The sequence below is a fragment of the Pseudobutyrivibrio ruminis CF1b genome (assembly GCF_000424005.1).
Classification (GTDB): Bacteria; Bacillota; Clostridia; order Lachnospirales; family Lachnospiraceae; genus Pseudobutyrivibrio; species Pseudobutyrivibrio ruminis_C.
On sequence record NZ_AUJB01000008.1, the window covers coordinates 414,874 to 431,883 of the forward strand.

General features: G+C 40.3%; 11 protein-coding genes and 1 riboswitch. Of the genes, 10 read left to right on the forward strand and 1 reads right to left on the reverse strand.

The annotated features are described in order from the left end of the window. Window positions 1–31 precede the first annotated feature (31 nt). Window positions 32–4,285 carry a S8 family serine peptidase gene (locus tag G592_RS0104165; protein WP_028246701.1) on the forward strand — a complete coding sequence of 1,418 codons (4,254 nt, stop codon included), beginning with the start codon at window positions 32–34 and terminating at the stop codon, window positions 4,283–4,285. After that, a complete protein-coding gene (locus G592_RS0104170) occupies window positions 4,278–5,078 on the forward strand; it encodes a cohesin domain-containing protein (RefSeq protein WP_028246702.1) in 801 nt (266 codons plus the stop codon). Before G592_RS0104165 ends, G592_RS0104170 begins: the two co-directional genes overlap by 8 nt. A gap of 51 nt (window positions 5,079–5,129) precedes the next feature. Here G592_RS0104170 and G592_RS0104175 read toward each other — a convergent pair whose 3' ends face one another. Then, window positions 5,130–5,513, reverse strand: coding sequence for a thioesterase family protein (locus tag G592_RS0104175; protein ID WP_028246703.1), 384 nt, complete (start codon window positions 5,511–5,513; stop codon window positions 5,130–5,132). Between the two features lie 103 nt (window positions 5,514–5,616). Here G592_RS0104175 and G592_RS0104180 point away from each other — a divergent pair, with 103 nt between their 5' ends. From G592_RS0104180 to G592_RS0104215, 8 genes are all read left to right on the forward strand, one after another. Then, a complete protein-coding gene (locus G592_RS0104180; protein ID WP_028246704.1) occupies window positions 5,617–5,988 on the forward strand; it encodes a hypothetical protein in 372 nt (123 codons plus the stop codon). Window positions 5,989–6,108: 120 nt separating this feature from the next. After that, the gene (argS, locus tag G592_RS0104185; protein ID WP_028246705.1) at window positions 6,109–7,869 is read left to right on the forward strand and encodes an arginine--tRNA ligase; all 1,761 of its coding nucleotides are present in this window, start codon (window positions 6,109–6,111) and stop codon (window positions 7,867–7,869) included. Further along, a complete protein-coding gene (locus G592_RS0104190) occupies window positions 7,870–9,189 on the forward strand; it encodes an RsmF rRNA methyltransferase first C-terminal domain-containing protein (RefSeq protein WP_028246706.1) in 1,320 nt (439 codons plus the stop codon). Further along, on the forward strand, window positions 9,186–10,052 hold the full coding sequence (locus G592_RS0104195; RefSeq protein ID WP_036951719.1) for a YitT family protein: 867 nt from the start codon (window positions 9,186–9,188) through the stop codon (window positions 10,050–10,052). Before G592_RS0104190 ends, G592_RS0104195 begins: the two co-directional genes overlap by 4 nt. After that, window positions 10,052–12,595, forward strand: a complete 2,544-nt coding sequence (locus G592_RS15625) for a translation factor GTPase family protein (RefSeq protein ID WP_051194753.1) — start codon at window positions 10,052–10,054, stop codon at window positions 12,593–12,595. The genes G592_RS0104195 and G592_RS15625 overlap by 1 nt, the downstream gene beginning before the upstream one ends. Before the next feature lie 119 nt (window positions 12,596–12,714). Further along, entirely contained in the window at window positions 12,715–14,871 is a 2,157-nt protein-coding gene (locus tag G592_RS15630) for an EAL domain-containing protein (RefSeq protein ID WP_051194754.1), read from the forward strand. Window positions 14,872–14,916: 45 nt separating this feature from the next. Continuing rightward, window positions 14,917–15,113: riboswitch (cobalamin riboswitch) on the forward strand. 104 nt (window positions 15,114–15,217) lie between these two features. Then, entirely contained in the window at window positions 15,218–16,429 is a 1,212-nt protein-coding gene (locus G592_RS0104210) for a sirohydrochlorin cobaltochelatase (RefSeq protein ID WP_028246708.1), read from the forward strand. 12 nt (window positions 16,430–16,441) lie between these two features. Then, window positions 16,442–17,002 (forward strand): hypothetical protein, encoded by a 561-nt coding sequence (locus tag G592_RS0104215; protein WP_028246709.1) that lies wholly within the window; start codon window positions 16,442–16,444, stop codon window positions 17,000–17,002. The last annotated feature ends 8 nt before the right edge of the window (window positions 17,003–17,010 follow it).

Genomic DNA, 17,010 nt, shown 5'->3' on the forward strand with positions numbered 1-17,010 from the left:
TTATAAATAATATTAAGGGAGGACTCATTATATGAGAAGGAACTGGATACCTAAAAAGGTATTGTCTGTAATTCTGGCAGCCGCCATGACAATGTCGCCAGCACTTACAGCACTTGCTAGTCCAGTTGACGAGTCAGCAGAGGTAGCCGTCGAAGCAGCTGCTTCAGAGGAGGCTGTTGAAGCCGCTTCAGAAGAGTCAGATGAGGCCGAAGATGTTGAAGCATCAGAGGAAGAGACTGCAGAGGTTGAAGAGACATCAGATGCTGAGGAGCCACTGTTTGAGGAAGTAGATCCTCAAGAAGAAGGTCTTGTTGATCCTAAGGAAGCTATCGCAGGGGAGGAAGTTGAAGCACCTGTAGAAGCTCAGGATCCAGAAGAACAGACCAGAGTTATTATTGTTATGGAGGGCGACAGCGTCCTCGACAAGGGATTCGACACAGCAGATTTAGCAGACAACAAGGCTGCTATGAAGGCCGCTGATAAAATCGAAGCTCAGCAGGAGAATGAAGTAAAGAAAATCGAGAGAGAAGCTCTTGACGGAGAAGCTCTTGAGGTTAACTACAATTTCTCTATCTTAACAAATGCTATTTCAGCTGATGTAGCATTTAAGGACATTGAGGAGATTGAAAAGGTTGACGGAGTTGCAGCTGTATATGTAGCAGCACAGCATGACCCACAGGTAGAGGCAGAGCCTAATACAATCACTTCAGGTGACATGGTAGGCAGCTACAACACATGGACAGCTGGTTACACAGGAGCAGGAACAAGAATCGCTGTAATCGATACAGGTCTTGATATTGATCATCCATCTTTTGATGGCGGTGCATTCGATGCTCACCTTAAGGAGACAGCAGAAGCTGCAAGCAAGACTGTAGCTGATTATGATCTTCTTGATAAGGAAGAAATTGATAACGTATTACCAAATCTTAATGCGTTCAAGAGAGATGCTGATATCACAGCAGATACTCTTTACAACAACGAGAAGGTAGCATTTGCATTTAACTATGTAGATTCAAACCTTGATATTACACATGACAATGATGATGAGGGAGACCATGGTACACATGTAGCTGGTATTTCTCTTGCAAACACTTATGTACCAAGTGCAACTTCAGCAACAGGTTATGATAAGCAGGCAGCAGGCGTTGTAGGTATCGCTCCAGATGCACAGCTTATTGTAATGAAGGTTTTCGGTACAAACGGTGGTGCATACACAGATGATTATATGGCAGCTATTGAGGATGCAATTCTCCTTAAGGCTGATGCTGTAAACCTTTCACTTGGTTCTTCAGCTGCTGGTGAGTCATCTGATGTAGAAGGTTATATCAATGATATTTTCAAGAAGCTTGAAGGAACAAGTACTGTAGTTTCTATCTCAGCTGGTAACTCAGGTCGCTGGTCAGATAGCTCTCAGTATGGAGTAAACTTAAGCAAGGATGTAAACCTTGATACAGTTGGCTCACCAGGTTCATACTTCAATGCTCTTACAGTAGCTAGTGCTGTTAACTCAGGTTTAACATCTTTCTATTTTGCTACTACAGATGATAAGCATGTATTCTTTGCAGATGGTTCAGATTCACTTGCACCACATTTCTATGAGCTTGATACAACAGCTGATCAGAGTGGTGTTGAGTATCCATTCGTATACTTTGATGGTATCGGTGAAGCTTCTGATTATGAAGGTGTAGATGTTAAGGATAAGGTAGTACTTGTATCTCGTGGTTCTATCACATTTGCTCAGAAGCACATGAACGCAGCAGCAGCTGGTGCTAAGGCTTGTGTAATTTACAATAACCAGCCAGGTACAATCAGCATGACAATGCAGGGCTCTGATGCAACTATTCCAGTATGTTCTATCACACAGGCTGATGGACAGGCTGTAGCTGCAACAGGTAAGCAGGTCGCTGAGGGCGTTTACGAAGGAACAATCAAGGTAACATCACTTCCTGAGACAGTAAGAGATGTTGCAGATGGTTACACAATGAGTGATTTCTCATCAGTTGGTGTTCCTGGTACACTTGATCTTAAGCCAGAGATTACAGCTCCTGGTGGAAATATCTTCTCAACAAGAGATAATGGTTCTTACGGACTTATGAGTGGTACTTCAATGGCTGCTCCATCAATCGCTGGTCAGAGTGCACTTGTTCAGCAGTACATTCGTGAGAATGATCTTGCAGAGTTAAATGGTGTTTCTGTACGTACACTTGCTCAGTCACTCCTTATGAGTACAGCATCACCATTATATGAAGGAAATGACAGAGAAAACGGTCTTGAGTATTCTCCACGTGCACAGGGTGCAGGTCTTGCAAACGTTCAGGATGCTGTTTCATCACCTTCATATATCCTTGTTGGTGACAAGGAAGGAAATGATGGTAAGGTAAAGGCTGTTCTTGGTGATGATCCATCAAAGACAGGTTCTTACTCATTCGACTTTGACATTTACAACATGGAGGTTGAGCCACAGTACTATGTACTTGATTCAACAGTATTAACAGAGGAGCTTTATGATAAGCAGGGTACAACATACTTCTCTGGCACATCACATAAGCTTAACCCAGCTGTAACACTTACAGCTGATGATACAAAGCTTGTATATGACCTTAACGATGATGGTAAGGTAAATGCAAAGGACCGCAAGGTTCTTCTTCAGGTAGTAAATGGTACAAAGTCAGTAGCAATTGTTGAGAGCAACGAAGAATACTTCGATTTCAACAAGGATGGCGTTGTAAATACAAAGGATGTTTACACCTTTGCTAAGGCAATCAAGGGTAACGCAGATGTAAATCTTGGCCTTGAAGTTGTTGAAGTTAAGGACAGCACAAAGATTTCTGTTAACATCAACCTTTCAGAGGAGGATAGACAGTATCTTGCAGGCTTCGAAAATGGTATGTATGTAGATGGATTCATCTATGTAAATGGTACTGTAGATCTTTCAGTTCCATTCCTTGCTTTCTATGGAAGCTGGGCTGATTCTCCAATGTATGAAGACTTTGATTTCATGGAGTACTGGCACAATGAAGATTATGATGCAGTTACATACTCTGGTGTTCAGAGAACAAACTTCCTTTCAATCTTCCCACTTGGAATGAATAATGAGAACTACTACGTTCCTAACTACTTCACAGATGATGCTAAGTACATTGCTGATAGAAATGCAATCAGCTCAGAGAATGGCACATACCTTGGTTCTCAGTACTACACATTAATCAGAAATGCTAGCAGAGTTGTTCTTACAATTAAGGATAAAGAGACTGGCGAGAAGTACTTTGAGAAGGTTTCAAAGGGCGAGAATTTCGCTGAGTTCTATTATGCAAGCAAGGGTAGATGGATGGAAACTCTTGCAGCGCAGGAACTTAACTGGGCTGGTACAGATGCTGAAGGCAACCCACTTCCAGATGGAACACAGGTTGATATTACACTTCAGGCAATTCCTGCATACTATGATGATGTTGAGGATGTAACAACACTTACAGCTCCAGGCATGTACCTTACAACTCCAATGACAATTGATAACACAGCTCCAGCTGTTGTAGATGCTGTTAAGGGTGAGGATGGCAAGTATGACCTTACATTATATGATAATCGTTATACTGCTTCTGTACTTGTAATTGGTAGCGATAAGGAAACAATCATCGGCAAGTATGCAGTAAATCAGGAGACACCAGATGAGGATATTACAATCTCTATCGATGCTCCAGAAGATGTATTCTATGTAGACGTTATTGACTACGCTATGAATAAGTCAGTATATCGTTTCAACAATACTGGTCACGCTGATACAAAGTATGTTTCAGAGCTTACAGTAGATAAGGATGAAGTTGAGCTTCAGGTAGGCGAGAAGGCACAGGTTACAGCTACTGTTGGTCCTAAGTGGTTAGCAGAGGGCTACAATCGTGTTGTTTGGATTAGTGATGACAGCCGCGTTGCTTCTGTTTCTCAGTCAGGTGTAATCACAGCTAAGAAGGCTGGAGAGACAACACTTACAGTTTATACTGTAGCTACAGATAAGAGAGGTAAGCACCTTACAGCTGAAGTAAAGGTAAAGGTTGTTGATTCAAAGGATGAAGATGCTGAGGACACAAAGGCTTCTGAAGATGAGAAGAAGGCTGATGATGTTAAGGCAGAAGAGAAGGTAGATTCTAAGAAGTCAGAGTCAGATGATGATGAGACAAAGGAAGAAGCTACAGAAGAGACTACAGATGATGCTACAGAAGAAGAGACAGAGGAATCAGAAGAGGATTCTGAAGTAGTAGAGGACCAGTTAGGAGGAGAGAATGATGAATAAGAATTTAAGAAGAGCAGTCGTTCTCGGTATGGCAGCAATTACATTACTTACTGGAATACCTGCTACACCAGTTTTAGCTGCAGAGAAGGCACCTGTTCATACATTAGTGCAGTCTACAGGTAAGGGCGACAGCCAGAAAGTTACTGTAAAGGTAACTTTAGATAAGACAACTGTTACAGATGGTAGAGTTGCTGTTGAATATGATCCAGCTGTTCTTGAGCTTAAGAGCGATTCAGAGGGAATCAAATTCGCTGATGCAGATGTTAACAAAGCATTTGAGGATGGAGCTTCAAAGGGAGTTGCATATGCCTTCGTTGGTGATGCTCCAAAGTCTGTTAAGGGAACTCTTATGACTGTACAGTTTACAGTTAAGAAGGGACTTCAGTCTCAGAAGACAACAATTGGAACAAAGGTTTATGGCATTAATAATGAAGAGGCAGCAGTTGTTGAAGAGACAGTTTTAGAGGATGTAGTAGAGGTTGGAAGACCGAAGCTTAAGAAGCCTTCAATCAGTGGAATAGATCAGACACTTCTTGGCGTTCTAGTAAGGTGGAATAAGGATGCTAACGCTGATGGATATGTTGTATATCGCAGCACATCAAAGAATGGTAAGTACACAAAGCTTGCTACTGTAAGTGGTGTTAACGGTTATTGGAATCTTTCAGTAGAAAATAACAAGACATACTACTACAAGGTGGTTTCATACCAGGGAAGTGGCAAAGACAGAGTATATTCAGAGGAGTCTGCACCTGTTTCAATTAAGGTAAAGAAGTTCTTCGGATTATTCGGCTAAGTAAAAAATGCGGCTGGGACATTTAAGTCCCAGCCGTTTTTTATTGTTTTTTTATTTATGTCCTGTAGCTTTTTGCATAAATTTTTCGTTATTGATAATGAAGCGCTCGTGGGTACCCATTCCCACCATTCCGTTCTCGTCGGAGCAAACTACTTCGAATGTAATCTTGCGTCCATCAATATTGATGAGAGTTGCTTCGCACATGACTGTGGAGCCAATAGCGCTTGGTGCCATGTGACTTACATCAACCTTTGTACCTACGGTGCCCAGGCCTTCCTCAAGCTCTGGCTGTACCATTTTCCAACATGTTTCCTCCATAAGAGAAATCATGGCTGGTGTTGCAAAAACCTCCAGAGCTCCACTTGTAAAAGCTTTGGCAGTGTTGTCCAGAGTGACGACTGTTTCTGCATTTCCCTTCATTCCGATTTCTAACATATTTAGATGCTCCTTCCTCTAAAAAGTTCATAGAAATATTATACTCTTTTTATGAATAAAGTGGTAAAATTATTCTAAACTCTAGACAGAAAGGGGAATAAGCATGATTAGCGAAGAAAATATTATCGACTTATCTGATTTTGCAGAACGTGATATTAAAGAAGAGTTTACACGGCTGAAGGACAGTATCTCTGTGCTTGAAAAGCTTATTGATTCCAAAGATCTAGAACAGCCTGGTGAGAACAACGGAAATATCGCTAAGCAATTAAAGAGCTCAATTCGTGAGAACATTGAAGAGGTAACTCTGCCTTTAGAGCAGAAATGCGATGTTCTTGAGACTAAGCTAAACGGAATACAGGAAACACTTAATCAGGTAAAGCTCAGACAGGAGACCAGAGAAAAGTTACTGATTCTTAACTCAATCGGTCTGGGTATTATTCTTGTGATTTATATCTTGAATTATATTGGTATATAATCCTTGATTTATTGAGAATCCCGCGATTGTGGGATTCTTTTTTTTATGGTATAATCAAGCACCGTGGGTTTGACTTATTTTAAGTTAATTTTATAAATAGATTTTATATGGAGGATAAGAATGAAAGCAATTCTTCAGCAGATTAAGGAAGAAGTTGTAGCTGGTTTTACAGCCTGTGGCTATGACGAAAAATACGGAATGGTTTCTCTTTCAAACCGTCCAGACCTTTGCCAGTTCCAGTGTAATGGAGCTCTTGCAGCTGCAAAGGAATACAAGAAGGCTCCTATCGCCATCGCAGGCGAGGTAGCAGAGAAGCTTGCTGCAAACAGCATGTTTTCAAAGTGTGAGGCTTGCCCTCCTGGTTTCATTAACATGAATCTTTCAGACGAATTCATCGCTGAGTTCGTTTCAAATATGGCTAATGATACAGAACGTTTTGGTGTAGACAAAGTTTCTTCACCAAAGAAGGTTATGATAGATTACGGCGGACCAAATGTTGCAAAGCCACTTCACGTTGGTCATCTTCGTTCAGCTATCATTGGTGAGTCTATTAAGCGTACAGCACGTTTCATGGGCGATGAAGTAATCGGTGATGTTCATCTTGGAGACTGGGGTCTTCAGATGGGTCTTATCATCACAGAGCTTAAGCTTCGCAAGCCAGAGCTTGTTTACTTTGATGAGAATTACGATGGAGAATATCCTTCAGAGCCTCCATTTTCTATTACAGAGCTGGAGGAGATTTATCCATGTGCATCAGGAAAATCAAAAGAGGATCCTGCATATAAGGAAGCAGCCATGACAGCTACATTCGAGCTTCAGCACGGACGTAAGGGCTATCAGGCACTTCTTACACACATTCTTAATGTTTCAGTTACTGACCTTAAGAGAAACTATGAGAAGCTTGATGTAGATTTCGATCTTTGGAAGGGTGAGTCAGATGCGCAGCCTTACATCCCTGATATGGTTCAGAAGATGAAGGACGACGGATTTGCTTACATTTCAGAGGGCGCTCTTGTAGTAGATGTTAAGGAAGAGACAGATACAAAAGAGGTTCCACCATGTATGATTCTTAAGTCAGATGGTGCATCTCTTTACAATACAACAGACCTTGCAACACTTGTATGGCGTATGAAGGATTACAATCCAGATTCAATCATCTACGTTGTAGATAAGCGTCAGGAGCTTTACTTTACACAGGTATTCCGCTGTGCAAAGAAGACTGGCATTGTTCCAGCAGATAAGAATCTTTATTTTGTGGGATTTGGTACTATGAATGGCAAGGACGGCAAGCCATTTAAGACACGTCAGGGTGGCGTTATGCGTCTTGAGTATCTTCTTCAGGAAGTAGAGGAGAAGATGCTTGAGAAAATTCGAGAGAATGGTACTATGAATGAGGAAGAGGCAGAAAAGACTGCACAGATTGTTGGTCTTTCAGCTGTTAAGTATGGTGACCTTTCAAATCAGGCATCAAAGGATTATATCTTTGATATCGATCGTTTCACTTCAGCAGAAGGAAACACAGGCCCATATATTCTTTACACAATCGTACGTTGTAAATCAATCCTTACAAAAGCAGGAGTTAGCTCATTTGATGGAGCAATCTTACCTGCACATTCTGAGTCTGAGCGTGCACTTCAGCTTGAGCTTACTAAGTTCATGGCTGCTCTTTCATCAGCTTATGAGGAGATGGCACCACACAAGATTTGCGCTTATATCTACGATTTAGCAAATGCATTCAACAGATTTTATCATGACACAAAGATTTTGGCTGAGGAGGATGAGACAGTTAAGGCCAGCTACCTGAAGCTTTTATGGCTTACAAGGGGCGTTCTTGAAAAGGCCATTGACCTTCTCGGTTTCAATGCACCGGAGCGTATGTAAATGGATACATCTTTTTTACCAATTGATTTTGTTAATCGCATGGAGCAGGACTTAGGTCCTGACTTCCATGCGTTTTTGCGTTCTTATGAGGAAAATAAGATATCTGCACTTAGATTTAATCCTGTAAAAGCAGATGATTCTGCAGTGGAAGCTATGTCTTCAATGCTTACAGGAAAGGTGGAGTGGAGCCAGAATGGCTACTACTATGATGACGACTCCAGACCGGGGCTTCATCCTTACCATGCTGCAGGTGTATATTATATTCAGGATGCATCAGCACAGCTTCCTGTAGAGATGTTATCGCCTGTTCCAGGGGACATCTGTCTTGATTTGTGTGCTGCTCCTGGAGGAAAGTCTACCCAGATTGCAGGATATTTAAATGGCGAAGGAATATTGATTTCCAATGAGCCTATGAAAAATCGTGCAAAAATTCTATCTGAAAATGTGGAAAGACTTGGCATTAGAAATTGCATTGTCACATCAGAATATCCAGATAAGCTTGCAGAAACATTTCCTGAATATTTTGATAAGATAATGGTAGATGCACCATGCTCGGGCGAGGGCATGTTTAGAAAGAATCATGATGCCTGTGCTGAATGGTCTTTAGATTCTGTTCAGATGTGTGCTGACAGACAGGCAGAGATTTTAGACAGAGCCTATGAGATGCTTATTCCTGGTGGAAGAATGTGTTATAGCACATGTACTTTTGCCAGATTAGAAGATGAGGAAGCAGTGGCTGCTTTTATCAGTCGTCATCCGGATATGACTCTTATTGAGGAAAGGCGTTTGTGGCCTCATGAGGTTAAGGGAGAGGGGCATTACGCAGCTCTCCTGGAAAAATCAGATGCTCAGTCCCGCAGAGAAGAATGTGCTGAGGATAGAGCCATATACGACTTAAAAAAAATAAATAATAAAATACTAAATGATTATTTAGTATTCGCTAAAGATACACTGGAGGGAAGCTTAAACAGCAATTTGTTATTACTTGGAGATTTGCTTTACAGTCTTCCAAACAACTGTCCAGATTTTAGCGGACTTCATGTACTTAGAGGAGGACTTTTCCTTGGTACTTTGAAGAAAAACAGATTTGAACCTAGCCATGCATTGGCATTGGCACTTACCAGAGATGAAGTGAAAAACAGCTATAACTTATCGGCTGATAGTCAGGATATTCAGAATTACCTTAGAGGGCAGTCAGTGATGGCTGATGTGTCTGATGGGTGGACACTTATCTCTGTAGATGGATATTCTGTAGGATGGGGTAAGGCTGTTAAGGGTCAGATAAAAAATCATTATCCGAAGGGGTTACGTTTATTATGATTCATAAAATTTACATGCACAAACAGGATATTTACGAATATATCATGTTTACAATAGCATCCGCTGTTATGGTTATTGGAATCTATTTCTTTAAATTCCCTAACCACTTTTCATTCGGCGGTGTCAGTGGTATTTCTATCGTACTTGCTGAGCTTTTACCTAGAACACCGGGAAATATCAACTTAATCATTAATATGATTCTGCTTGTAATCGGATTCCTTGTATTTGGAAAGAAATTTGGGTTAAAGACTACATATATTACTTTGCTTGTTTCCTTTGGACCTAGAATTTTGGAGATGGTTTGTCCTATGGATGGCCCTCTCACAAACCAGCCAGTCCTGGAGCTTTTATTTGCTGTAGGACTTCCAGCTTTTTCATCTGCAATATTCTTCAACCTTGGTGCATCCTCAGGTGGAACAGATATTGTGGCTATGATTTTAAAGAAATATACAAAGGTAGATATTGGTACAGCACTTTTGATGTCTGATATTTTCATCGTTGCATGTGCCTGCCTTGTATTTAATGTACAGACAGGTCTCTTTTCACTGGTTGGCCTTTTGGCTAAGTCTCTTGTAGTGGATGAGACCATTGAAAATATTAATCTTGCAAAGTATTTTACTATAATTTGCAGTGACCCAGAGCCTATAGTCAATTTCATTATGAATGACTTGGGAAAGGGTGCTACTGTTTACAAGGCAGAGGGAGCCTATGGTCATCAGGAGAAGACAGTAATTCTTACAATTCTTAAGAGACAGCAGGCAGTTGAGCTGAAGAATTTTATCAGAAGAAACCAGCCTTCTGCATTTATAGCAATTACCAATTCCAGCGAAATTATTGGTAAAGGATTTAGAGGTTATAATTAATGAAAACAGTGTGGGGAATAATGGCACATGTAGATGCGGGAAAAACTACATTGTCTGAAGCAATTCTGTATAACGCAGGCCAGATAGCGTCCATTGGTCGAGTAGACCATGGGGACGCTTTTTTGGATACTGATTCTCAGGAAAAGGCCAGGGGAATCACTATCTTTTCAAAGCCTGCAGTTTTTAATTTTAACAATCAGTCGATTACTCTTTTGGACACACCAGGCCATGTGGATTTTGCTACTGAGGTGGAGAGAGCTATCTGGGCTCTTGATTATGCAATCCTACTGATTTCTGGTACTGATGGTGTTCAGTCTCATACCAAAACCATTTTTAGGCTTTTGGAAAAGAACAATATTCCTACTATTATATTCGTAAATAAAATGGATATGGAAGCTGCCAGTCTGGAGGATGTGCTTGTTGATTTAAAGGCACAGCTTTCTGATAGATGTGTTCTCTTTTCTGACAAGGAATCTATGTCCATGGAAGATGAGGCAGCCATGGAGGAGTTTCTTGAGACAGAGGATTTATCGCAGGAGACAATTAGCAGGCTGGTTGTTGAACGAAAAGCATTCCTGGTATTTTCAGGTTCGGCCATGAAAAATGAAGGTGTAACTGAGCTGATGACATTTATGTCATTACTGTCAGAGAGCCTTGAAAGGGTGCAGGATTTTGGTGCACGTATTTATAAAATAGAAAGTCTTGGCAGAGATTCAAGACTTACCTTTACAAAAATAACAGGGGGCCAACTTAAAGTTAAAGAGGTTCTTCCAAATGGAGAAAAAGTAAACGAGCTTCGTATTTATTCCGGTCTTAAATACCAGCAGGTAGAAATGGCAGAAGCCGGTGATGTGGTAGCCATTGTGGGACCAAAGGAAACATTTCCAGGTCAGGGACTTGGTATGGAAGATAATAGAATGGAGCTTATGCTTCGTCCTGTTCTCCAATATAAGCTTGTGTTCACAGATGGAACGGTGCCAAAGCTGGCGTACCCAAAGCTTCTGGCACTTAATGAGGAAGACCCATCTTTAAATGTAAGCTGGGATTCCCATCAGGAAGAGATAAAAATGAATCTCATGGGCGAGGTTCAGACAGAAATCCTTATTAATAAAATCAAGCGAGAGCTAAATTATGATATAGAGTTTGAAGAATCTGGAGTTCTTTACAAAGAGACCATAGCAGGACCCGTGGAGGGCGTTGGACATTTCGAGCCACTGAGACACTATGCGGAAGCTCATATTATGATGGAGCCTTTGGCGGCTGGCAGTGGAATAGTTGTGGAATCGGATGTGGCTACAGATGATTTGGCATTAAACTGGCAAAGACTTATAGAGACTCATATTCTAGAGAAGGAACATTTAGGAGTAGAAATAGGTGCTCCCTTAACTGATATAAAGTTTACCATTGTAGGAGGACGTTCTCACATCAAGCATACTGAAGGTGGAGATTTCAGAGAGGCTACTTACAGGGCTATAAGACAGGGCCTTATGGAGGCAGGCTCAGTTATTCTGGAGCCCTACTATAAATTCGAGCTTCTGGTTCCAGCAGATGCTATAGGAAGAGCCATGACTGATATCGAGACCATGTCAGGCTCATTTGAGGTGCCAGAGGATGTGAATGGCATGTCAAAGCTTTCAGGTATAGCACCAGCTTCAGAAATCAGAAACTATCAGTCAAAGCTCATTACCTACACCAAGGGTGAGGGCCAGCTGGCACTTACATTCCATGGTTATATGCCTTGTCACAATATCCAGGAGGTAAAAGAACAGATAGGATATAATCCTGAATCTGATGTGGAAAATCCAGCTTCATCAGTCTTTTGTTCACACGGCAGTGCTGTTATTGTAGGCTGGGATGAGGTTAAAGAAAAATGTCATGTGCCTTGTCGCAGTGAAAAATCAGCAGCAGAAGATGAAATGGTTGTCACTAAGAGAATGAATCATTCTGTTGATGAATGGCTTGATCCAGATGAGATAGATAAAATCCTTCACATGGCTACCCACAGTAATCATGGGAAGAATCCTAAAAAGGGTTGGCACTATGGAGACAGCAGTCGTCCTAGACGAGTAGATTCGGATTATGTCTACACAGCTCCAAAGGAAGTAAAGGCAAAGGAAAAATATCTTCTTGTGGACGGCTACAATCTTATTTATGCATGGCCAGAGCTGAAGGCTGTTTTGGATGTTAATTTAGACGGTGCCAGAGGAAAGCTTTTAGATATTCTTAGTAACTATAAGGCTATGACAGACTACAATGTCATTGCAGTTTTTGATGCTTACAGAGTTAAAGGTCATGAGGTAACCTACTCAGATTATCTTAATATTCATCAGGTATTTACAGCAGAAGCTCAGACAGCTGATGCATATATTGAGAGATTTACCCATGAACATGGAAAGAAGTACGATATTTCTGTTGTTACCTCAGATGGATTGGAGCAGGTAATCATCAGAGGTGCAGGAGCAAGACTTATATCTTCCAGAGAATTTATTGAGGAAGTGGAGAGAAGAGCCCAAGAACTTCGCGAACAGTTTGATATTAAATAATTATAAAAAATAATGAATTGAATGTTTTTTTAACAGTTAATTCATTATTTTTTTTTATACTGACTTTTAGTAGGTGATTCAAGCTATTTGTTTTGAAATGAAAAAGGGGTTATTCCAAAATGGACAAGTATAACTTTGATGAATCTGAAAAAAGAGTTTTAGAACGACTTAATATTGCCATGGCAATATATCAGTATATAGATAAGCGCGTAGTGACAGTATTAGTTACCGATGGAATGTGTAAGCTTATGGGGATGGAGCGAGAGGATGTCATTGCACTTTTAGATGAGGACATGTATAAAGACACTCATCCCGATGATAAAGCCAGAGTAGCTGATGCAGCTTTGAAATTCGCTGCTGGTGGTGATAACTACGATTGTGTATACAGAACAATGTCAAAGTATACTAATGACTATGTTATTTTACATGCCCATGGAGAGCATTTCTTTACCCCAAGCGGACTTATGCTTTCAGCTACCATTTATATGGTAGAGGGATTAAATGGGGATAATCCACTTACAGAAAAGCTGGCTTCTAATTTCAATGATATTATGACAAAGGAAAGTCTGATAAGGGATAATTTTTATGATACGCTTACAGGCTTACCAAACATGTCTTATTTCTTACAACTTGCAGAGGCAGGCGGTCGAAGATATCGTAAAGACGGATATACTCCGGCTATGGTATTTTTTGATTTGACAGGTATGAAATACTTTAATGAAAAGTATGGACTTCGAGAAGGAGATAATCTTTTAATAGCCACATCAATAATTTTAAAAAAGTATTTTTCAAATGAGAATTGTGGACGAATGGGTTCTGACCATTTTGCCGTATATACGAAAATGGAAGGACTAGAGGAAACATTAAATAAGATATTTGAAGATATGAAATATGCCAATGAGGGCAGAAGTGTTCCTGTTCATGTTGGTATTTATTCTGATGCATTTGAAGAAATATCTGCAGCCAGTGCCTTTGATAGGGCAAAGATTGCCAGCGATAAGGAAAAGGGGGCCTATGTTTCAAAGTTTTCTTATTATGACGTAAACATTCATGCATCCTCAACTAACTATGAGTATGTAATTAATAATTTCGAAAAAGCCATGGAGGAGGGGTGGATTCGTCCATACTATCAGCAGATTATAAGAGCAATAAATGGTCAGGCTTGCGATGAAGAAGCTTTGGCCAGATGGATTGATCCTGTTAAAGGATTAATTCCTCCACAGCACTTTATATACATATTAGAAGATATAAAGCTTATTCATAAGCTGGATTTATACATTCTTGAATGTGTATTGCGAGATTTAGAGGAGGTTGAAAGAAAGGGCTATCCTATAGTTCCTGTTTCAATCAATCTTTCAAAATACGATTTCCAGTTATGTGACATAGTAGAAGAAATAGCAAAGAGGGTAGAAGCATCATCAATTACTCCAGATAAAATAACCATTGAAATTACAGAAAGTGTATCATCACTGGAAACAGAATTTGTAATAGAACAAATTAGAAGATTCCACAATGCTGGCTTTAAGGTTTGGATGGATGATTTTGGCAGTGGATATTCTTCCCTCAACATGCTGCAGAAATTCGATGTTGATTTGATTAAGTTTGATATGAGTTTTATGCGTGAGTTTGCAACCTCTAAAAAAACTCATGTCATTATTACCCAGCTTATTCAGATGGCACGAAAGCTTGGAATTGATACTGTTGTAGAAGGAGTGGAAACAGCAGATCAGGTCAAGTTCCTAAGAGAAGTAGGTGCAGGAAAACTACAGGGATTTCATTTTGCAAAGCCTATTCCTTTGGAAGAGTGGTATACAATTATTGAGGCAAATGTAGGAAATATAATCGAGCATGAGGCTGAAGTAGAATATTATGATGCAATAACCCGCACTAATGTAATGAGTCCAGATGTGACCGCAGATGTTAACTGGACTGGAAATGAATTTTTAGGACAGATTCCTACTGGAATACTTGAGCTCAGGGCAGATAGTTTATTTGTTGTTCGTTACAATAAAGCTTTTGCACAGTTTCTTGTGAAGCTTGGATATATAGAGCAAAGTGATCTTGGTCATATTATGATTAAACAAAAGTCCCTTCCATCTCAAAGATTTTTAGATACTGTTTCTGTTACGGATACAAAAGATTGGGTTCTTGTAGAAAATGCCTGTGAGGCTGGACTTTTGATGGATGTTTTTATAAAGCGAATTGGTCAGAATCCAGTTAACAATAATATCGCATTTGCGGTATCAGTTATTTCTATTAAGAATGACAGTGCATAAGTTTGACATAGTAGGGTAAATGTGTTAACTTTTCTTAGAATTAAATATGTTTTAAGAAGTATAGGTGCCTATAGATTTCGTATTTGCGAAATTGGTATGGGTGAAAAGGGAATCTGGTGAGAATCCAGAACGAAGCCGTCACTGTGTCAGGGAGTTTGTATTCATGTCACTGAGCATTGCTTGGGAAGAGAATGCAGATGATGATCGAAGTCAGGAGACCTGCCTATTCTTAAATTAATGATTTGCGGACTTTCGAATCTTAATTCTTGTTTTTGTAGAATTGAGGGTCGCACTATGCGACCCTTTTGATTTGTTGTCCGCCTGAAAAATGGAGGTATAATAAAAAATGAAGAAAAAAGTTTTAAGTGTTTTACTTGTTGCGGCTATGTCTTTAAGTCTTGTAGCTTGTGGAACTAGTGAAGAGGCTAAAACTGAAACAGCCGAATCAACAGAAAGTAGTGATGCAGTTTTTGAAGAGCCCAATGGAGATGCAAACGTAAACAGAGCAATGGAAGTAGCAAAATTAATTGATGCAATTTATGTTCAGGAGTGGACAGAGGACACAGAAGCACAGTGTAAGGCAGCTAAGGAAGCTTGGGATGCACTTACTGATGAGGAAAAGGAATTAGTTGAGGGAGAGGAAGCTGATCCAGATTACTTTGGTAGAGATACAGGTGATGCATCTAAGGATGATCCTTTAAATCAGGATGAAATCGGTGAGAACGAAATTCTTGTAGTAAGCTTTGGTACATCATTCAATGATAGCCGTGTAAATGATATCGGTGGTGTAGAAAAGGCTATCGCAGAGGCTAATCCAGATTGGTCAGTAAGACGTGCATTTACAGCACAGATTATCATCAATCACATTTTAGCTCGTGATAATGAAAAGATTGATAATGTAAAGCAGGCTCTTGATAGAGCAGTAGATAATGGTGTTAAGAACCTTGTTGTTCAGCCTACACATCTTATGCACGGTGCAGAGTATGATGAGCTTATGGAAGCAGTTGATGCATATGCAGATAAGTTCGATTCAGTAAAGGTTGCAGAGCCACTTCTTGGTCAGGTTGGAAAGGATGCAGCTGAGGTAAACAAGGATAAGGAAACAGTAGCAAAGGCTGTAGTAGCAGAGGCTGTTTCTGTAGGTGGTTTTGACAGTCTTGATGCTGCAGCTGATGAAGGTGTTGCATTTGTATTTATGGGACATGGAACAAGCCACACAGCAAAGGTTACATATTCACAGATGCAGACACAGATGAATGACCTTGGTTATAAGAACGTATTTATTGGTACAGTAGAAGGTGAACCAGAGGAGACATCTTGCGAGAATATTATTGCAGCTGTTAAGGAAGCAGGATTCAAAAAGGTAGTTCTTCGTCCACTTATGGTTGTTGCTGGTGATCACGCAAATAACGATATGGCTGGTGACGATGATGACTCTTGGAAGTCTATGTTTACAGCAGATGGAAGCTTTGAGTCAGTTGATTGTCAGATTTCAGGACTTGGTGGAATCGAAGATGTTCAGAAGATTTACGTTGAGCATACAAAGGCAGTATTATAGGAGATTTATTAAATGAAAAGCAGATTTTTAGCATTAGCATTAGTATTGACAATGGCGGCAGCTCTTGCAGGCTGTGGTAATAAAACAGCAGAGGTTACAGAAGAACAGACTGTAGTAGAGGAGACAGTAGCTCCTGAAACTGAGCAGGTGGAAGATACTGTTGAGGATACTGAGGCAGAGGCTACTGAGGTAGCTGAAATCGATCTTGAGGATGGAGTATATCAGGTAGATTTTAATACAGATAGCAGCATGTTCCATGTAAATGAGGCTATGAATGGTCACGGTACTCTTACAGTTAAGGATGGTCAGGCTACAGTTCACATTTCACTTGTTTCTGACAAGATTCAGAATCTATATGTAGGTCTTGCGGCTGATGCTGAGAGTGATGAGGCTAATTGGCTTCAGTCTACAGATGACGAAGTGACATATGACGATGGCACTTCAGAAATGGTTCATGGCTTTGATGTTCCAGTAGCTGCTTTAGATACAGAGTTTGATCTTGCTCTTATTGGAGAAAAGGGTGTTTGGTACGACCACAAGGTTAGTGTTACAAACCCAGTCGTAGAAGAATAGATCCGGGA